This is a genomic window from Bradyrhizobium australiense (genome assembly GCF_013114825.1).
In the GTDB taxonomy this organism is placed as follows: domain Bacteria; phylum Pseudomonadota; class Alphaproteobacteria; order Rhizobiales; family Xanthobacteraceae; genus Bradyrhizobium; species Bradyrhizobium australiense.
The window spans coordinates 495,759-511,654 of record NZ_JAAVLX010000001.1; the positions used below are offsets into that span (position 1 = coordinate 495,759).

16 protein-coding genes and 1 pseudogene are annotated in these 15,896 nt (G+C 62.9%); 12 read left to right on the top strand and 5 right to left on the bottom strand.

The annotated features are described in order from the left end of the window. Positions 1-17: 17 nt before the first annotated feature. Positions 18-1,271: a flavin-dependent oxidoreductase gene (locus HCN58_RS02265; RefSeq protein WP_171577732.1), complete on the top strand. Its 1,254-nt coding sequence runs from the start codon at positions 18-20 to the stop codon at positions 1,269-1,271. A gap of 20 nt (positions 1,272-1,291) precedes the next feature. Here HCN58_RS02265 and HCN58_RS02270 read toward each other — a convergent pair whose 3' ends face one another. After that, on the bottom strand, positions 1,292-1,747 hold the full coding sequence (locus HCN58_RS02270; protein ID WP_171577733.1) for a cupin domain-containing protein: 456 nt from the start codon (positions 1,745-1,747) through the stop codon (positions 1,292-1,294). Between the two features lie 19 nt (positions 1,748-1,766). Further along, the gene (locus HCN58_RS02275; protein WP_171577734.1) at positions 1,767-2,942 is read right to left on the bottom strand and encodes an ABC transporter substrate-binding protein; all 1,176 of its coding nucleotides are present in this window, start codon (positions 2,940-2,942) and stop codon (positions 1,767-1,769) included. A 213-nt stretch (positions 2,943-3,155) separates the two neighbouring features. Here HCN58_RS02275 and HCN58_RS02280 point away from each other — a divergent pair, with 213 nt between their 5' ends. After that, the gene (locus tag HCN58_RS02280; protein WP_171577735.1) at positions 3,156-3,650 is read left to right on the top strand and encodes a MarR family winged helix-turn-helix transcriptional regulator; all 495 of its coding nucleotides are present in this window, start codon (positions 3,156-3,158) and stop codon (positions 3,648-3,650) included. Between the two features lie 24 nt (positions 3,651-3,674). Then, entirely contained in the window at positions 3,675-4,499 is an 825-nt protein-coding gene (locus HCN58_RS02285) for an alpha/beta hydrolase (protein WP_235983303.1), read from the top strand. On the opposite strand, the pseudogene HCN58_RS02290 reads toward HCN58_RS02285, so the two are convergent. Next, positions 4,496-4,624: pseudogene (locus HCN58_RS02290) on the bottom strand (helix-turn-helix domain-containing protein); the annotation flags it as partial. The gene HCN58_RS02285 and the pseudogene HCN58_RS02290 sit on opposite strands and share 4 nt — an antisense overlap. On the opposite strand from HCN58_RS02290, the gene HCN58_RS35275 reads away from it, so the two are divergent. The 3 genes from HCN58_RS35275 to HCN58_RS02300 all read left to right on the top strand — a co-directional run bounded on the left by HCN58_RS35275 (position 4,571) and on the right by HCN58_RS02300 (position 7,049). After that, positions 4,571-4,711 carry a hypothetical protein gene (locus HCN58_RS35275; RefSeq protein WP_210265864.1) on the top strand — a complete coding sequence of 47 codons (141 nt, stop codon included), beginning with the start codon at positions 4,571-4,573 and terminating at the stop codon, positions 4,709-4,711. The pseudogene HCN58_RS02290 and the gene HCN58_RS35275 overlap by 54 nt on opposite strands. A gap of 162 nt (positions 4,712-4,873) precedes the next feature. Further along, positions 4,874-6,565, top strand: a complete 1,692-nt coding sequence (locus HCN58_RS02295) for a benzoate-CoA ligase family protein (RefSeq protein ID WP_171577736.1) — start codon at positions 4,874-4,876, stop codon at positions 6,563-6,565. A gap of 25 nt (positions 6,566-6,590) precedes the next feature. Then, on the top strand, positions 6,591-7,049 hold the full coding sequence (locus tag HCN58_RS02300) for a RidA family protein (RefSeq protein WP_171577737.1): 459 nt from the start codon (positions 6,591-6,593) through the stop codon (positions 7,047-7,049). An 8-nt stretch (positions 7,050-7,057) separates the two neighbouring features. Here the strand turns inward: HCN58_RS02300 and HCN58_RS02305 are convergent, their stop codons facing one another. Continuing rightward, on the bottom strand, positions 7,058-8,578 hold the full coding sequence (locus HCN58_RS02305; RefSeq protein ID WP_171577738.1) for a mannitol dehydrogenase family protein: 1,521 nt from the start codon (positions 8,576-8,578) through the stop codon (positions 7,058-7,060). Between the two features lie 124 nt (positions 8,579-8,702). Here HCN58_RS02305 and HCN58_RS02310 point away from each other — a divergent pair, with 124 nt between their 5' ends. From HCN58_RS02310 to uxuA, 6 genes are all read left to right on the top strand, one after another. After that, a complete protein-coding gene (locus tag HCN58_RS02310) occupies positions 8,703-9,440 on the top strand; it encodes a FadR/GntR family transcriptional regulator (RefSeq protein WP_171577739.1) in 738 nt (245 codons plus the stop codon). A gap of 67 nt (positions 9,441-9,507) precedes the next feature. Further along, entirely contained in the window at positions 9,508-10,500 is a 993-nt protein-coding gene (locus HCN58_RS02315; protein ID WP_171577740.1) for a sialic acid TRAP transporter substrate-binding protein SiaP, read from the top strand. 86 nt (positions 10,501-10,586) lie between these two features. Next, positions 10,587-11,165: a TRAP transporter small permease gene (locus tag HCN58_RS02320; RefSeq protein WP_171577741.1), complete on the top strand. Its 579-nt coding sequence runs from the start codon at positions 10,587-10,589 to the stop codon at positions 11,163-11,165. A 4-nt stretch (positions 11,166-11,169) separates the two neighbouring features. Further along, on the top strand, positions 11,170-12,576 hold the full coding sequence (locus tag HCN58_RS02325) for a TRAP transporter large permease (RefSeq protein WP_171577742.1): 1,407 nt from the start codon (positions 11,170-11,172) through the stop codon (positions 12,574-12,576). Further along, a complete protein-coding gene (locus tag HCN58_RS02330; RefSeq protein ID WP_171577743.1) occupies positions 12,573-13,619 on the top strand; it encodes an L-idonate 5-dehydrogenase in 1,047 nt (348 codons plus the stop codon). The genes HCN58_RS02325 and HCN58_RS02330 overlap by 4 nt, the downstream gene beginning before the upstream one ends. Before the next feature lie 31 nt (positions 13,620-13,650). Continuing rightward, the gene (uxuA, locus tag HCN58_RS02335) at positions 13,651-14,841 is read left to right on the top strand and encodes a mannonate dehydratase (protein WP_171577996.1); all 1,191 of its coding nucleotides are present in this window, start codon (positions 13,651-13,653) and stop codon (positions 14,839-14,841) included. Between the two features lie 109 nt (positions 14,842-14,950). Here uxuA and HCN58_RS02340 read toward each other — a convergent pair whose 3' ends face one another. Next, entirely contained in the window at positions 14,951-15,793 is an 843-nt protein-coding gene (locus tag HCN58_RS02340; protein ID WP_171577744.1) for an HD domain-containing protein, read from the bottom strand. Positions 15,794-15,896 lie beyond the last annotated feature (103 nt).

Below are 15,896 nucleotides of genomic sequence, written 5' to 3' on the forward strand. Positions count from 1 at the left end.
CTTGAGTGGAGTAGCGCATGAAAGCGATCATCGTCGGAGGCGGCATCGGAGGCCTTACCACCGCGCTGATGCTGCGCGCCCGCGGTATCGACTGCGAATTGCTCGAGCAGTCCGACAGCATCCGCGAGCTAGGCGTTGGCATCAACACGCTGCCGCATGCGATCAGAGAATTGACCGGCCTCGGCCTCTTGGACCGGCTCGATGCCGCCGCAATCCGCACCGATCAATTGTACTATCTCAACCGCCACGGCCAGGAAGTCTGGCGCGAGCCGCGCGGCCTCGATGCCGGCCACGACGTGCCGCAATTCTCGGTCCATCGCGGCCGCCTGCAAAGCGTGATCCATCGCGCCGTCGAGGAACGTCTCGGCGGCGAGGCGATTCACACCGGTTGCCGTCTCGGCGCCTTTGCGCAGCACGAGGGCGGGGTGGTGGCGCACTTCTTCGACCGCACCGGCGCCCACGTCAAAACCGCGCGCGGCGATATTTTGATCGGCGCCGACGGCATTCACTCGCGGGTGCGCGAAATGCTGTTTCCGGACGAAGGCCCGCCGTGCTGGAACGGCTTGATGCTGTGGCGCGGCGCGCGCGACTGGCCGGCCTTCCTGACTGGCCGCTCGATGATCGTGGCCGGCGGGCTGAATGCCAAGGTCGTGGTCTATCCGATTGCGGAAGGCTCGAGTCCGTCGACCCGGCTGACCAACTGGGCCGTGATGGTGAAGATCGGCGACGGCAATTCGGCGCCGCCGCGCCGCGAGGACTGGTCGCGGCCCGGCAAGCGCGAGGAATTGATGCCGCATGTCGAGCGGTTCAAGGTGCCGTATGTCGACGTGCGCAGTTTGATCTCGGCAACGCCGGAATTTTACGAATATCCATGCTGCGACCGCGATCCGCTCCCGTACTGGACCTGGGGACGGGTGACGCTGCTCGGCGACGCCGCGCACCCGATGTATCCGGTCGGCTCCAACGGCGCCTCGCAGGCAATCCTCGACGCCCGCGCGCTGGCCGATGAACTGGCGCGCAGCGAGCATCCGCGTCAGGCGCTGGTGGCCTATGAGAAGAAGCGCCTGCCGATGACGGCCGAGATCGTGCGCTCCAATCGACGCGGCGGCCCCGAGGGCGTGATCGACGCGGTCGAGCAGTTGGCGCCGGACGGCTTCACCGATATCGAGAAGGTGCTGAGCCACGCCCAGCGCGAGGCGATCGTGCGCGGCTACGCCTCCAAGGCCGGCTTCGCCCCGCCGCCGCTCGGGCTAGCGGCGGTGCGGACATAACGCCACCGGGCTACGCGCGCTCACGCCCCCGGAGGCGGCGGCAGGAAGTGGATGTTGTGTTCGGCCGCCAGCGCTACCACCGCGTCCGGCGTCTGCTCCTTCATGTTGTGGATCGCCCAGAACAGATCATAGAGCCGCCGCGTCGGCGACACCCAGAACAGCGTCTTCGCGGTCCGTCCCGACTTGTTGAAGATGCCGTGCGGCTTGCCCATTGGCAGCCGAACCAGATCGCCGGGCGTCGCCTGGGTGTCGGCGCCGTCGAGGAAGAAATCGAGCTGGCCCTCCAGGATATAAAGATATTCGTCCTGGTCGGGATGGATGTGCGGCGGCACGAACGTCTCGGGCGGGAACGTCGCGTGCCACGAGAAGGAATGCTCGGTGACGTTCTTCGGCACATAGGTCTGGCCGAGAATGCTCCAGGAAATTCCCTGGATGCCTTCATTGGCGCGGGTGATGCCGGCGATTTCGGTCTTCATGTGTTGCTCCCTTCAAACATTATTTCGCGGCCGTGCAATCCTTGGCGTAACGATCGCCGTAGTTGGAAAAAACCTTCTCGACAATCTCGGTCTGGAATTTGCCGTCCGGGCGCTTGGCGACCTTGGTCAGATAGAAATTCTGAATCGGATAACCGTTGGCGTTGAACTTGAAGTCGCCGCGCAGCGAAGTGAACTCGGCCTTTTTCAACGCGGCGGACACCGCGTCCTTGTTTTTGAGGTCGCCCTTTGCCGCCTTCACCGCGCTGTCGATCAGCATGGCCGTATCGTAGCCCTGCATGGCGTAGGTGCCGGGCACGCTGTTATAGGCTGCCTCGTAGGCAGCGACGAACTTCCTGCTCTGCGGATTGTCCATGTTCGGCGCCCAGTTGGCGCCGCCGAACATGCCGACGGCGGCATCCTGCTGCGCGGGCAGGGTCGATTCGTCGACCGTGAACGCCGACAGTACCGGAATTTTGTCGGCAAGCCCGGCCTGCCGGTACTGCTTCACGAGACCGACGCCCATGCCGCCCGGCATGAAGGTGAACAGCGCATCGACTTTGGAGGAGGAGATCTTGGTCAGCTCGACCTGGAAATCCAGCGTGCCGAGCGGCGTGTAGCTCTCCTCGACGATCTCGCCCTTGTAGTCGAGCTTGAATCCGGCCGCCGAATCCTTGCCGGCCTGATAGTTCGGCACCAGCACGTACATACGCTTGTAGCCGCGGTCCTGCGCGACCTTGCCGAGGATCTCGTGAACCTGGTCGTTCTGGTAGGAGGTGACGTAGAAGAACGGGCTGCACTCCTTGCCGGCATAGCTCGACGGCCCTGCGTTCGGGCTGATCAGGAACGTCTTGTTCTCGGTCACCGGCCGGTGAATGGCCTGCAGGATGTTGGAGAAGATCGGCCCGACCACGAAATCGACCTTCTCGCGCTCGAGCAGGCCCTTGGCCTTGTTCACGGCGCCATCGGGCTTGAGTTCGTCATCGACGACGACGACTTCGACGTCCTTGCCGGCCATCTTGCCGCCGAGCTCCTTGACCGCGAGCTGGAAGCCATCGCGGGATTGCTGGCCGAGTACGGCCGCCGGGCCGGACAAGGTCGTGATCACGCCGATCTTGATCTTCTCCTGCGCTGCGGCCGGCCCGGCGGCAACGCCCAGCACCACGGCAAGTCCGGTCAGCTTCAACGACTGCTTCATGTTGTTCTCCGTTCGTCCGCTGTGCGGCCGGCACCCAACGCCACACCAATTGCTCGAAGGTGCAGCTTATTCTGACGGTGATGGCACCTGCAAGCACAACGCATCCATGCAAGCCGTGCGCCAATTGCTTGAAACTTAAAGAAATCTGGACAATGATCCCAAGCTGCGATCTGTTCGGGCTCGCCGAACGTCCAATGCCGACAAGATAGCACCATGACTCTCGATTCAGAGACCAAAGCCGTCGAGCTCCCGGAGCATCATGGCGACGAACTCAGGCTGTGGCTTCGCCTCCTGACCTGCACGACCCTGATTGAGGGCGAGGTACGCAGCCGCTTGCGCGAACGCTTCGATGTCACGCTGCCGCGGTTCGATTTGATGGCGCAGCTCGACAAGGTGCCGGAGGGCATGACGCTGTCCGATGTGTCCAAGCGTATGATGGTTTCGAACGGCAACGTCACTGGCCTCGTCGAGCGCCTGGTCGAATCCGGGCATCTCGACCGGCGCACCTCGGAGGTTGATCGCCGCGTACAGGTGATCCGTCTGACCAAGGCGGGTCGTGCCGAATTCCGCAAGATGGCGGCGGAGCACGAATTATGGATCGCCGATATCTTTGGAGACCTGACGCCGAAGGACGTCCGCGAGCTGATGCGCCTGTTGGCCAAAACCAAGGCGTCGGCGCAGAAGTCCGCAAGGTCGCGGGGCGGCTGAGGCTGATACGGGAAGGGTGATCCGTTGAGCGCGGATGTGGACTACGAGGCCGAATACAACAATCGCGCGCGGGTGCCGGAGCACTCGGCGATCATGGCCGGCTGGTCGCGCGATGCCGCAGCCTATCGCGAAGCGCATCAGGCGCGTCATAAGACAATTGCTTACGGCCCAGGCGAACGCAACCGGATCGATCTGTTTTCGGGCGATGGTGCGGGTCCGATCGTCGTCTTCATCCATGGCGGCTACTGGCAGGCACTCGATGGTTCGGCGTTCAGCCACCTGGCCGCGGGATTGAATGCCCATGGCATCGACGTCGCGGTGCCGAGCTACGATCTGTGTCCCGCCGTTTCCGTCGGCGAGATTATTGATGAGATGCGGGCGGCGGCGCGGGAACTGGCAAAGCTCGGACGGCCACTCGTCGTCAGCGGCCATTCGGCGGGCGGCCATCTCGCGGCCTGCCTGCTGGCGACCGACTGGCGTGCGTTCGATGCGTCGCTGCCGGAGGATCTCGTAACCGCGGCCTACGCCATTTCAGGCTTGTTTGATCTTCGTCCGCTGGTCAAGACGTCTATCAACACCGCGTTGAAACTCGACGACACATCTGCGAGGGCGGTGAGCCCGTTGTTCTGGAAATCGCCGTCGCACGGCATGCTGGACGCCGTGGTCGGGGGCAACGAGAGCGCCGAATATCTCCGGCAGAGCCGCATCATCACGGACGCCTGGGGCGCGGCCGGCATCGCGACGCGATTTGCGACGATTCCCGACGCCAACCATTTTACCGCCATCGCGCCGCTCGCCGATCCCAACTCGCCGATGACGCTGCGGCTGAAGCAACTCGCCGGGCGTTAGTTCATCCCGCGCAGGGTCGCCGATGGCTTTTCGCCGAACTTGGCGCGGTAGGCGCTTGCCATTCGGCTGAGATGAGTAAATCCGAGTTCGAACGCTATGTCGGTGATGCTTTCGTCAGGGGAGGCGATCCGCTGGTGGAGAAATTCACCCCGCCGGACGCCGCAGCCTATGGCCGCTTCCTTGCGGCGGCGCCGGACTACCGGGCCGTCTGAGGGGCAGGTTCCCGCTCGTGGTTAATCGCTCCGGTGGGAAGACGTGATTCCACCCTTGCGAAAAATTGCTTTAAGCCTAAAATGATTTGCAAGACGGCGTTGCCGGGCGTCTTCGATATTGATCTCGAGCCTTTCATAGGTGGAAGCGAGGGGAGATTGAAAATGTCAGGTCCCAGCAGGACCCCTGGTTGGTCTCTTGGCCCGTCCGGTCACGTCGACGATTTTGCGCGGCGAAATCTGCCGTTGCCAGAGCAATGGCCGGATCTGCTGCTCGACCGGCCGGAATTTCAGTATCCCGAATATCTAAACGCCGCAGTCGAACTGACCGACCGGATCGTCGAAAAAGGCTGGGGCGATCGGATCGCGCTGATCGGCAACGGCCGCCAGCGCACCTACAAAGAATTGGCCGATTGGTCCAACCGCCTCGCGCATGCGCTGGTGGAGAACTACGGCGTCAAGCCCGGCAACCGCGTCCTGATCCGCTCCGGCAACAATCCGGCGCTGGTCGCGGCATGGCTTGCCGCCACCAAGGCAGGCGCCATCGTGGTCAACACCATGCCGATGCTGCGTGCCGGCGAATTGGGCAAGATCGTCGACAAGGCGGAGATTGCGCTGGCGCTGACCGACAGCCGTATTGCCGATGAGCTGGTCGCGTGCGCGAAGACCAACCGCTTCCTGAAGCAGGTCGTGAATTTCGACGGCACGTCCAACCATGATGCCGAGCTCGACCGGGTGGCGCTGAACAAGCCGGTGAAGTTCGACGCCGTGAAGACGGGCCGCGACGACGTCGCGCTGCTCGGATTCACCTCAGGCACTACGGGCGAGCCTAAGGCAACGATGCATTTCCATCGCGATCTCATGATCATTGCGGACGGCTATGCCAGGGAAGTGCTTAACGTCACCGAGGATGATGTTTTCGTCGGCTCGCCGCCGTTGGCCTTTACCTTCGGGCTCGGCGGTCTTGCGATCTTCCCTCTGCGGTTCGGTGCGACGGCGACGCTGCTGGAAACCGCATCGCCACCCGAGATGGTCAAGATCATCGAGACCTACAAGGCGACCATCTGCTTCACCTCGCCGACCGCGTATCGTGCGATGATGGCAGCGATGGACAACGGCGCTGATCTGTCGTCGCTGCGGCTGGCGGTTTCCGCCGGCGAGACGTTGCCGGCGCCGGTGTTCGAAAGTTGGACCCGCAAGACTGGCAAGACCATTCTCGACGGCATCGGCTCCACGGAACTGCTGCACATCTTCATCACCAACCGCGTCGGCGATGCGGTGGCGGGAACGACGGGACATCCCGTGACGGGCTACGAGGCCAAGATCGTCGACGACGACATGAACGAATTGCCGCCAGGTACGGTCGGCAAGCTTGCGGTGCGCGGGCCGACCGGATGCCGCTATCTCGCCGATGCGAGGCAGTCGAACTATGTGCGCGCCGGCTGGAACCTGACAGGCGATACCTTTATCCGCGACGCGACCGGCCGACTGTCCTTTGTCGCCCGCTCGGACGACATGATCGTCTCCTCCGGCTACAACATTGCAGGGCCCGAGGTCGAAGCGGCGCTGCTGTCGCATCCGGCCGTCGCCGAATGCGGCGTGGTCGGCGCGCCCGACGAGGCGCGCGGCATGATCGTCAAGGCCTATGTGGTTCTGGCGGGGGGCGCTGCTGCCGACGCTGCGCTGACGCAGGCCTTGCAGGATCATGTCAAGCAGACGATTGCACCCTATAAATATCCGCGTGCGATCGAATATGTCGTGCAACTGCCGAAGACCGAAACGGGCAAGCTGAGGCGCTTTGCGCTGAGGCAGATGGCTGCGGCCGGCCCGGCGTCGCCAAGCGTTGCCGCGGAATAATATGTAACCCGATGGAGAAAAGCCGGTGACCGCCCCCAAAGGCCCCACGCTGAGTGTGGTGCCTCATCCCACGACCGACACCTCGTCGCCGGGCTCGCAAGTGCTGCAGCCGAGCGGCTGGCCGATACCGAAAGGATACGCCAACGGCATGGCCGCCGATGGTCGCCTCGTGGTGACCGGCGGCGTGATCGGCTGGGATACGCAGGGCCGCTTGGAGCCCGATTTCGTCGCGCAAGTGCGTCAGACGTTGAGCAACGTTGCCGAGATTCTCGCCGAGGGTGGCGCCAGACCTGAGCATCTGGTGCGCCTGACCTGGTATGTCGTCGACATCGAGGAATATCTCGCAAGCCTGAAAGAGCTTGGCCGCGTTTATCGCGAGATTTTCGGCGCGCATTATCCGGCAATGGCGCTGGTGCAGGTGGTGCGCCTGGTCGAGAAAGCGGCGCTCGTCGAGATCGAGGCGACGGCGGTGGTGCCGCGCTAGAGTTTGCTTCATCTAGGCTGAAACGTCTGCACCGCCTGACGCGCGCCCAGTGCGTAAAGCTTTGCGAGCGCCTCGGTGACGGCGCTGCGCATGCGAGGATCGTTGCCGAGCGTGCCGAAGATGGAGCTGATCTCCAGCAGCGCGGGAGCAAGCCGCTCCGCCATCGGGCCGGCGCGCTCGGCAATATCAGCCAATTCTCTCGCAAGGGGATCGCGCACGTCGATGGCGCGGCCTTGCTCGTCGGTCCCGGTGACGTAACGCATCCAGCCGGCCACCGCGAGCGCGTGGGTATTGATTGGCAACCCCAGCCGCAGCCGGTCCTGCATGGTGGCGAGCAGCCGTTGCGGCAGTTTCTGTGATCCGTCCATCGCGATCTGCCAGGTGCGATGGTGCAGGGCCGGATTGGAGAAGCGCTGCAGCAGCGATGCGCTATAGGCTGCCAGATCAGTGCCTGCAGGCATCGCCAGCGTCGGCGCTGCGTCTTGCATCACCTGTCGGGCAAATGCCACAAAGCGATGGTCGGTCATGGTTGCGGCGATAGTTTCATGGCCCGCGAGATATCCGAGATAGGCGAGCGCGGAGTGGCTGGCGTTGAGCAGCCGCAGCTTCATATGTTCGAACGGCGTTACATCCGAAACCAGTTGCACGCCCGCGGCCGCAAAATCCGGCCGCCCGGCCGGAAAATGGTCTTCAACGATCCATTGCGTGAACGGTTCTGTGATGATGGGCCATGCGTCGATCATTCCGAGCGCTGAAGAAATCTCCGCCCGGTCGAGCTCGGTCGTCTCCGGTACGATCCGGTCCACCATGGTCGAAGGGAACGCCACCTCGGCTTCAATCCATTTGGCGAGATTGCGCGATCCCAAGGCAGCGAACTGCATCACGATGCGCCCGACCGTCTGGCCGTTGGCGGAAAGATTGTCGCAGGAGAGAACGGTGAAGGGGGCTTCGCCCGCGATCCGTCTGCGCGCGAGCGCGGCTACCAGGAATCCGATGGCCGAGCGCGGCGTGCCCGGATTCTGCAGGTCATGAACGATATCGGGATGATGCTCGTCGAGATCGCCGGTCCGCGGCGTATGGCAATAGCCCTTCTCGGTGACCGTCAGCGACACGATACGTGTGGCCGGGTTCGCCAAGCGCGCAATCAACTGGCCAGGTTTTTCGGTGGCGACGTCGATAGCGAGAACCGAGCCGATGATGCGGTGATCGGTGCCCGCGCCGGAGCGAATGGCCAGCGTGTAAAGGCCGTCCTGCGGGGCCAGGGCGTCGCGTGTCGCCGGATTGCGCAAGCTGGCCCCAACGATTCCCCAATCCATCGTGCCGCCAGCCAAGAGATGGTCGATCACCACCGCCTGGTGTGCCCGGTGGAACGCGCCAATTCCGAGATGAACGACGCCTGGCGAGATCAGCGAGCGGTCATACGCCGGTTGCCGGATCCGGCCCGGAAGCCGATGAAGGTTAGCGTTCGAAAGGCGGAAACTGCCGTCTTTTGGGCCGGAAGGCGGGATTTTTGCCGTTTCGCTTGACATGGCAGGCTCGATCGATCAATCGTTGGTCAATTGGTAAGGCCAATGTTCCCGATTTATTGGCCTTGGGCAAATCAAAGCAAGAAAAATCCGATTCACTTGAGGGGATCGTCAGGGAGAGCCGAGCGTGCCGCTCGAAGCCGTTGAAGCGCGACGCCTTTATCGCCAGGTTGCCGATCAGCTTCGCGCCTTGATCGACAGCGGCGAATACCGTGTGGGCAGTCGGCTTCCGACCGAGCGCGACCTTGCCGAACAGTTGAAAGTGTCGCGCCCGACCGTGCGCGAAGCTCTGATCGCTCTGGAGGTGGAGGGCCGGGTTCGGATCCGAGTCGGCTCCGGAATTTATGTCAGTGAACCAGCGGCGTTGGCTCCGCCTTTGCCATTGACGGCCGAGATCGAAGGTCCATTCGAACTCTTGCGCGCGCGCGAATTCCTCGAAGGCGCCATTGCCGAACAGGCGGCGCGGGTCGCGACAGCCGACGATATCGCGCGGATCGACGCTTCGCTGGACGCGATGGCCACCGTGCAGCATCCCGGCGAAGCCTCGATGATCCACGACCGCGCGTTTCATGTCGCGGTCGCCGGATGTCTCGACAACGCCGTGCTGGTCCGCGTGGTCGGCGAATTGTTCGACCAACGGCTCAATCCCTATTTCGCCAAGCTCGCGCATTATTTCGAAAATCCGGAATCCTGGAATGCAGCGCTGGCCGAGCACCGCGCGATCCGCGATGCCATCGCCGCGCACGATCCGGACGCCGCTCGCATGGCGATGCGCGAGCACTTGGCGCGTTCGCAGGCCCGTTTTGCGCAAAATTTCGGGGCGGAAGCTTCGTCCGCCTCGCGCGTGCGCGCCAGGAGCGGCTGAAACGAGGAGAATTCGAACGGTCCGGCGAAATGTTGGGCCGTTTGAGTAACAAAAGCAAATTGTAACGATGGAGGAAATTCACGTGTTGAAGAAATTGACGATTGCATTTGCGGCGTCTGCGGCTGCGCTGTTGGCGGCGACCACATCGGGCATGGCGCAGAGCAAGCTGAAATGGGCCCACGTCTACGAAACCTCGGAGCCGTTCCACACCGCTTCCGTCTGGGCCGCGGGCGAGATCAACAAGCGCACCAATGGGCGCTACCAGATCGATGTCTATCCGGCCTCACAGCTCGGCAAGGAAACCGACATCAACCAGGGGCTTTCACTGGGCTCCGTCGACATGATCATCTCCGGCTCGAGCTTTGCGGCCAAGAGCTATCCCCCGATTGGCGTGACCTATTATCCCTACACCTTCCGCGATGCCGATCATCTCCTGGCGTACACCAAGAGCGACGTCTTCAAGGAGCTTGCCAAGGGCTACGAGGACAAGAGCGGTCACCACATTCTGGCAGTGACCTATTACGGTGTGCGTCACACCTCGTCGAACAAGCCGATCAAGTCCTGCACCGACATGAAGGGCCTCAAGATTCGCGTGCCCGACGTGCCGGCCTATCTGGCGATGCCGCGCGCCTGCGGCGCCAACACCGCGCCGATTGCGTTTGCCGAGGTCTATCTCGCGCTGCAGAACGGCACCGTGGAGGCCCAGGAAAACCCGCTCACCACGATCGAGGCCAAGAAGTTCTACGAGGTGCAGAAGCACGTCGTGCTGACCGGCCACATCGTCGATCATCTCAACACCGTGGTCTCCGGCGCGCTCTGGAAAAAGTTGTCAGAGGAAGACCGCAAGATCTTCACCGACGTCGCGCAGGAAGCGGCGGCGAAGGCAACCGCCGAGATCAAGACCAATGAAGCCAAGCTGGTCGATTTCTTCAAGCAGAAGGGTCTGACGGTGACCGAGGTCAACAAGGACGAGTTCCGCGACACCGTGCTCAAGACTACGAGCTTCGAGAGCTTCGACTACCGTAAGTCCGACTGGGATCGTATCCAGGCGGTGAAGTAAACGGCTAGGCTTTTCGTCCGTGCCTGCCGCGATTTTCGGCGGCAGGCACGGCGGAAGCCGCGAATACGCCAGCCCGGGGAGGCCGCATGTCGACGGTTGAAGTGCACAAGCAGATCACGGCGGACGAGATCGCCCATACATTCGAGGACGAGGTCCCCAAGGGCGCCGATCTCGGGCAGTATGCGGCGGAGGACTGGCTGGCTCTCGCAATCTTCTGGGTCATGGCGCTCTCCGTGTTCCTGCAGTTCTTCACCCGCTATGTGCTCAACGACAGCTATGCCTGGACCGAGGAGATCGCGACCTATTGCCTGATCGGCGTGGTCTTTATCGGCTCGGCGATGTGCGTGCGGCTGTCACGGCACATTCAGGTCGATCTCGTGTTCCGCTATTTGCCCCATCCGCCGGCGCGCGCGCTTTCGACCGTCATCGACCTGATCCGGATCGCGTTCTTCGGCTATGCGATCAAGCTGGTCTGGCAATTCATCCAGATCATCGGCGACGAGCGGATGACGACGATCAAGCTTCAAAAGGGGTTTGTCTATTACGCCGTGCTGCTCGGCTTCGTGCTGATGTTCGCGCGCTCGATCCAGATCGCGGTCGAGAACTGGCGACGGGGGTTCTCCATCCTGGAGCGACCCGGCGCGTTCGACGGAACGGAAGGGTAGGGCGATGCTGTTGCTGCTTGGGGGATTTCTGCTGCTGATGCTGCTCGGCCTGCCGGTCGCGCTCGCTATGGCGGTGTCGTCGCTCGTCTACATTCTGGTCACCGGCATCACGCCTGACGTGACATTGGCGCAGCGCATGATTGCCGGCGTCGAGAGCTTTCCGCTGCTCGCTGTGCCGTTCTTCATTCTGGCCGGCAATCTCATGAACATCGCGGGCGTGACCGGCCGCATCTACAAATTCGCGGTTGCGCTGGTGGGCTGGATGCGCGGCGGCCTCGGACACGTCAATATCGTCGGTTCCGTGATCTTCTCCGGCATGTCGGGCACCGCGATCGCGGATGCCGCGGGGCTCGGCACCATCGAAATCAAGGCGATGAAGGACCACGGCTATTCGACCGAGTTCGCCGTCGGCGTGACCGCGGCATCCGCCACGCTCGGCCCGATCATCCCGCCATCGCTGCCGTTCGTGATCTACGGCATGATGGCGAACGTCTCGATCGGCGCACTGTTTCTCGGCGGCGTGATACCTGGCGTGGTCATGACGTTGGCCATGATGGCGACGGTCGCCTATTTCGCCCACAAGAACGGCTGGGGCAGTGACTCGCCGTTCTCCTGGCCGCAGCTTGGCTCGGCTGCCATCGAGATCTTCATCGTCCTTGCGTTCCCATTGGTTGTCTGGCTGCTGGTTGTCGGCGGGCTTTCGGTGAACATGGCGGTCGGCATCGGTCTCGTGGCGCTGCTGGCGCTCGACTGGTATTTCGACTTCTCTGCCGTGATGGCGCTGATGGCGCCGGTCATCCTGATCGGCGGCATGACGCTCGGCTGGTTCACGCCGACCGAAGCCGCGGTTGCCGCGGTGATCTGGTCGTTGTTCCTCGGGCTGGTCCGCTATCGCTCGATGACGCTGCAGACGGTCGCGAAAGCAACCTTCGATACCATCGAGACCACGGCGTCCGTGCTGTTCATCGTAACCGCGGCCTCGATCTTCGCCTGGTTGCTCACGGTCTCGCAGGCGGCGCAGACGCTGACGGACGCGATGCTGGGGATCACCCACAACAAATGGGTGTTCCTGCTGCTGGCGAACATCCTGATCCTGTTCGTCGGCTGCTTCATCGACACCATCGCCGCCATCACCATTCTGGTGCCGATCCTGCTGCCGATCGTTCTGAAACTGGGCATCGATCCCATTCATTTCGGCCTGATCATGACGCTGAACCTGATGATCGGCCTCCTTCACCCGCCGCTCGGCATGGTGCTGTTCGTGCTGGCGCGGGTAGCAAAGCTGTCCGTCGAGCGCACGACGATGGCGATCCTGCCGTGGCTGGTGCCGCTGCTCTTGGCGCTCGTCGCCATCACCTACATCCCGGAGCTGACGCTCTGGCTGCCAAAATACATGGGGCTCTCAAAATGACATCGACGGCTTTGGCTGCAACCCTGTTTGGCCCGGAAGATCTGCGCATGATGGAGCGGCCGCTTGATCCGCTTGCGTCAGGCATGGTGCGCATCCGCTTCGGTGCCGGCGGCATCTGCGGCTCGGATATGCATTACTACCGCCATGCCCGCACCGGCGATTTTGTCGTGACTTCGCCGCTTGTGCTCGGCCATGAGATCGCGGGCGAAGTCGTGGAGATCGCGGGCAGCGCCCCGGACCTGAAGGTCGGCGATCGCGTCGCCGTTAACCCGTCGCGCTGGTGCGGCCATTGCAAACCGTGTCTCGAAGGCCGGCCCAATCTCTGCGAAAACATCTTCTTCATGGGATCGGCCTCGAAGACCCCGCATATGCAGGGCGGCTTTTCGTCTTACTTCGACGCAATCCCGGCGCAATGCGTGAAGATCCCCGATCACGTGACGTATCAGGCGGCGGCGCTCGCCGAGCCGCTTGCGGTCTGCCTGCATGCGGTCGCCCGCGCCGGTGACGTTACCGGCAAGCGCGCGGTGCTGTTCGGCGCCGGACCCATCGGCCTCCTGACCATGCTGGCGGCGCAGCGCGCAGGCATCGCGGAGACCACCGTCGTCGACATCGCGGCGGCGCCGCTGGCATTCGCCACGAGGTTGGGCGCGAACCATGTCGTCGACATCTCCGGCGGCGAAGAGGCGCTGAAGGCGCAGGCCGCGGCGCAGCCGTTCGATGTAGCTTTTGAGGTCTCGGGAACGGCGGCGGGCTTGGCCAGCGCCATCGGCGTCGTCAGGCGCGGCGGCGTCGTGGTTCAGGTCGGCAACCTCCCGGGCGGGCAGATCCCGGTGCCGGCGAATGCCGTGATGGCGAAAGAGATTGACCTGCGCGGCTCGTTCCGCTTCGGGGCGGAATTCTTCACCGCGATCGAACTGATTGGCGATGGCAGCGTCGACGTGCTGTCGCTGGTGACCGCACAACGCCCGCTCGCGGTCGCACCCGACGCGGTGCGGCTGGCGCTCGACCGGTCGCAGAGCGTCAAGGTCGTGCTGACGGCTTGATCGCAGTTCTCATTTCAGGAGCTTCCGCATGATGCTGCAGGGGTGGCGGTGGTACGGGCCCAACGATCCCGTATCGCTCGACGACATTCGCCAGGCCGGCGCGACCGACGTGGTGACGGCGCTGCATCAGGTGCCGATTGGGGAAGCCTGGACGCGCTCAGCCGTCGAGGAGCGCAAGAACCTGATCGAGCACTCGCAGCCCGGGCGCTCGCCGCTGACCTGGTCGGTGGTGGAATCGATTCCGGTGCCGGACGACGTCAAGCGGATGGGCGGCAAAGCGACCCGCTCGATCGAGGCCTGGATCGCGAGCATGGAGGCGATCGCTGCCGCCGGCATCAAGATCATCTGCTACAATTTCATGCCTGTGGTGGACTGGTGCCGCACCGATCTCGAATGGGAGCTGCCGAACGGCGCCAAGGCGATGCGCTTCGACCAGGACCGATTCGCGGCGTTCGACCTACACATCCTGCAGCGCCCCGAAGCGCCGGCGGAATATTCCGAGGCCGCGCGGCTTCGTGCGAAGCAGGTCTATTCGGAGATGACGCAGGCCGACATCGACGTTCTCATCACCAACATTGCCAGCGCACTGCCGGGATCGACCACCGATCCGCTGACCATTCCGCAGTTCCGCGACCGGCTGCAGCAGTATCGCGGGATCAATTCCGCGGTGCTGCGCCAGCGTCTCAGCGAGTTTCTCGCACGCATCGCGCCGGTGGCGGAGCAGCTTGGCGTCATGCTGACGCTGCATCCGGACGATCCGCCGCGTCCGCTGTTCGGCCTGCCGCGCATCGCCTCGTCGGCGGAGGATTATCAGGCGCTGTTCGACGCGGTGCCATCCAAGGCCAACGGCATCTGCCTTTGTACCGGTTCGCTCGGCGTGCGCACGGAGAACGATCTGCCCGCGATGGCCAAGCGCTTCGCGCCGCGCATTGGTTTCGCGCATCTGCGGGCGACCAAGCGGGAAGCCGATGGCCTGTCGTTCTTCGAGTCCGATCATCTCGATGGCGATGTCGATATGATCGCGGTGTTGAAGGCTTTACTGGCGGAGAACCGAACGCGTTCGCCGGAAAATCAGATCGTGTTCCGGCCCGATCACGGCCACCGCATGCTCGACGATCTTGCGGACACCAAGCGCACCAATCCCGGCTACACCGCGATCGGCCGGCTGCGCGGCCTAGCCGAGCTGCGTGGTGCCATCCGCGCCATCGAACACGCCGGTTGATTATCCTCAGGCCGGCATTCGCGCCTGCTTGGCGGCCTCGAAGGCCACCAGCCGCTCGGCGAATTTGCCGTTGGTGACCAGCCCGTGATTTGCCGCGGCGCGCTCCCTGTCAGTGCTGCGGCCCCATCAGACGCCGCGCATTCTCCGCGCATAATAGATGGTGGTGAAGATTGGCGATCCATTGACGTCCGGAAGCGGTCAGGTTCAGGTACTTGATGGCCTCATCGAGATGCTCCGAGACGCTGTTCCAGAAGAAATCCGGATATTTTTCCACGAGATCCGCCGGACATGAATATCCAAGCTGGCGATTCATCCCTGTTTCTTCAAATTCGTAAAAAAGTGCGTTGACCTTCCTTGCGTACATCGGGTCGCCAAGTTGCCCGATCAGGTCCGCCGCCTGAACCAGACGGGGTATGTTCGTCTCCGTCGTCTTTCTCTCGGGTGGAGGCGGGAAACGCGTATGTTCGATCGCCTCCACGATGCGCGCGGCGTCCATCACTGGTGAATTTCCAAGCCGCTCCACGGCAAACAGCTTCGAACGGTCGACGTGGTAGGGCATCAGCGCGGCATCGGAGGCTCCGCGAGGCAAGGCAATTCTCCGTCCATCTTCATTGACCACGAACTCGTCGTCGGTATCGCCGCTCAATATGCCGCGAACATAGCCGATGTCGTGCAGCAGGCAGGCAACGATGAGATGCGTGTAGTCGGAAGGTTCGATGCGGCGCGACATCATCAGGCCTTGCAGGATGTCGCGGCCGGCCATCGTAACCAGCCACGTATGCTCATAATTGTGATAGAGAGCGTCGCTTCTTCCAATACATTCGATGGTGATCCGAGCAAGTGACCCGAGGCGCTCTGCCAGATCGTCGTGCGTCGGACCAAAGATTTCGCGGAAGTCTTTGGTCAGGAATTTGCCGAGCTTGCGAGCCGCCGACGCCGTGATGGTTCTCATCGTCACTCTCCGAAGAACCGGAGCCGTTCAGCGGAAGATTATCACAGGTCTGAGCGACTTGGCATGCCGCGGTCGCGGTCTCGCGAACCAAGGCGGCTTCGGG

Coding starts and splice junctions, on each gene's coding strand:
- HCN58_RS02315 (WP_171577740.1), top strand. CDS start 9,508: ATGGAGGAAATTCACGTGTTGAAGAAATTGACGATTGCATTTGCGGCG.
- HCN58_RS02280 (WP_171577735.1), top strand. CDS start 3,156: ATGACTCTCGATTCAGAGACCAAAGCCGTCGAGCTCCCGGAGCATCAT.
- HCN58_RS02275 (WP_171577734.1), bottom strand. CDS start 2,942: ATGAAGCAGTCGTTGAAGCTGACCGGACTTGCCGTGGTGCTGGGCGTT.
- HCN58_RS02325 (WP_171577742.1), top strand. CDS start 11,170: ATGCTGTTGCTGCTTGGGGGATTTCTGCTGCTGATGCTGCTCGGCCTG.
- uxuA (WP_171577996.1), top strand. CDS start 13,651: ATGCTGCAGGGGTGGCGGTGGTACGGGCCCAACGATCCCGTATCGCTC.
- HCN58_RS02295 (WP_171577736.1), top strand. CDS start 4,874: ATGTCAGGTCCCAGCAGGACCCCTGGTTGGTCTCTTGGCCCGTCCGGT.
- HCN58_RS02320 (WP_171577741.1), top strand. CDS start 10,587: ATGTCGACGGTTGAAGTGCACAAGCAGATCACGGCGGACGAGATCGCC.
- HCN58_RS02270 (WP_171577733.1), bottom strand. CDS start 1,747: ATGAAGACCGAAATCGCCGGCATCACCCGCGCCAATGAAGGCATCCAG.
- HCN58_RS02305 (WP_171577738.1), bottom strand. CDS start 8,578: ATGTCAAGCGAAACGGCAAAAATCCCGCCTTCCGGCCCAAAAGACGGC.
- HCN58_RS02330 (WP_171577743.1), top strand. CDS start 12,573: ATGACATCGACGGCTTTGGCTGCAACCCTGTTTGGCCCGGAAGATCTG.
- HCN58_RS02340 (WP_171577744.1), bottom strand. CDS start 15,793: ATGAGAACCATCACGGCGTCGGCGGCTCGCAAGCTCGGCAAATTCCTG.
- HCN58_RS02265 (WP_171577732.1), top strand. CDS start 18: ATGAAAGCGATCATCGTCGGAGGCGGCATCGGAGGCCTTACCACCGCG.
- HCN58_RS35275 (WP_210265864.1), top strand. CDS start 4,571: ATGAGTAAATCCGAGTTCGAACGCTATGTCGGTGATGCTTTCGTCAGG.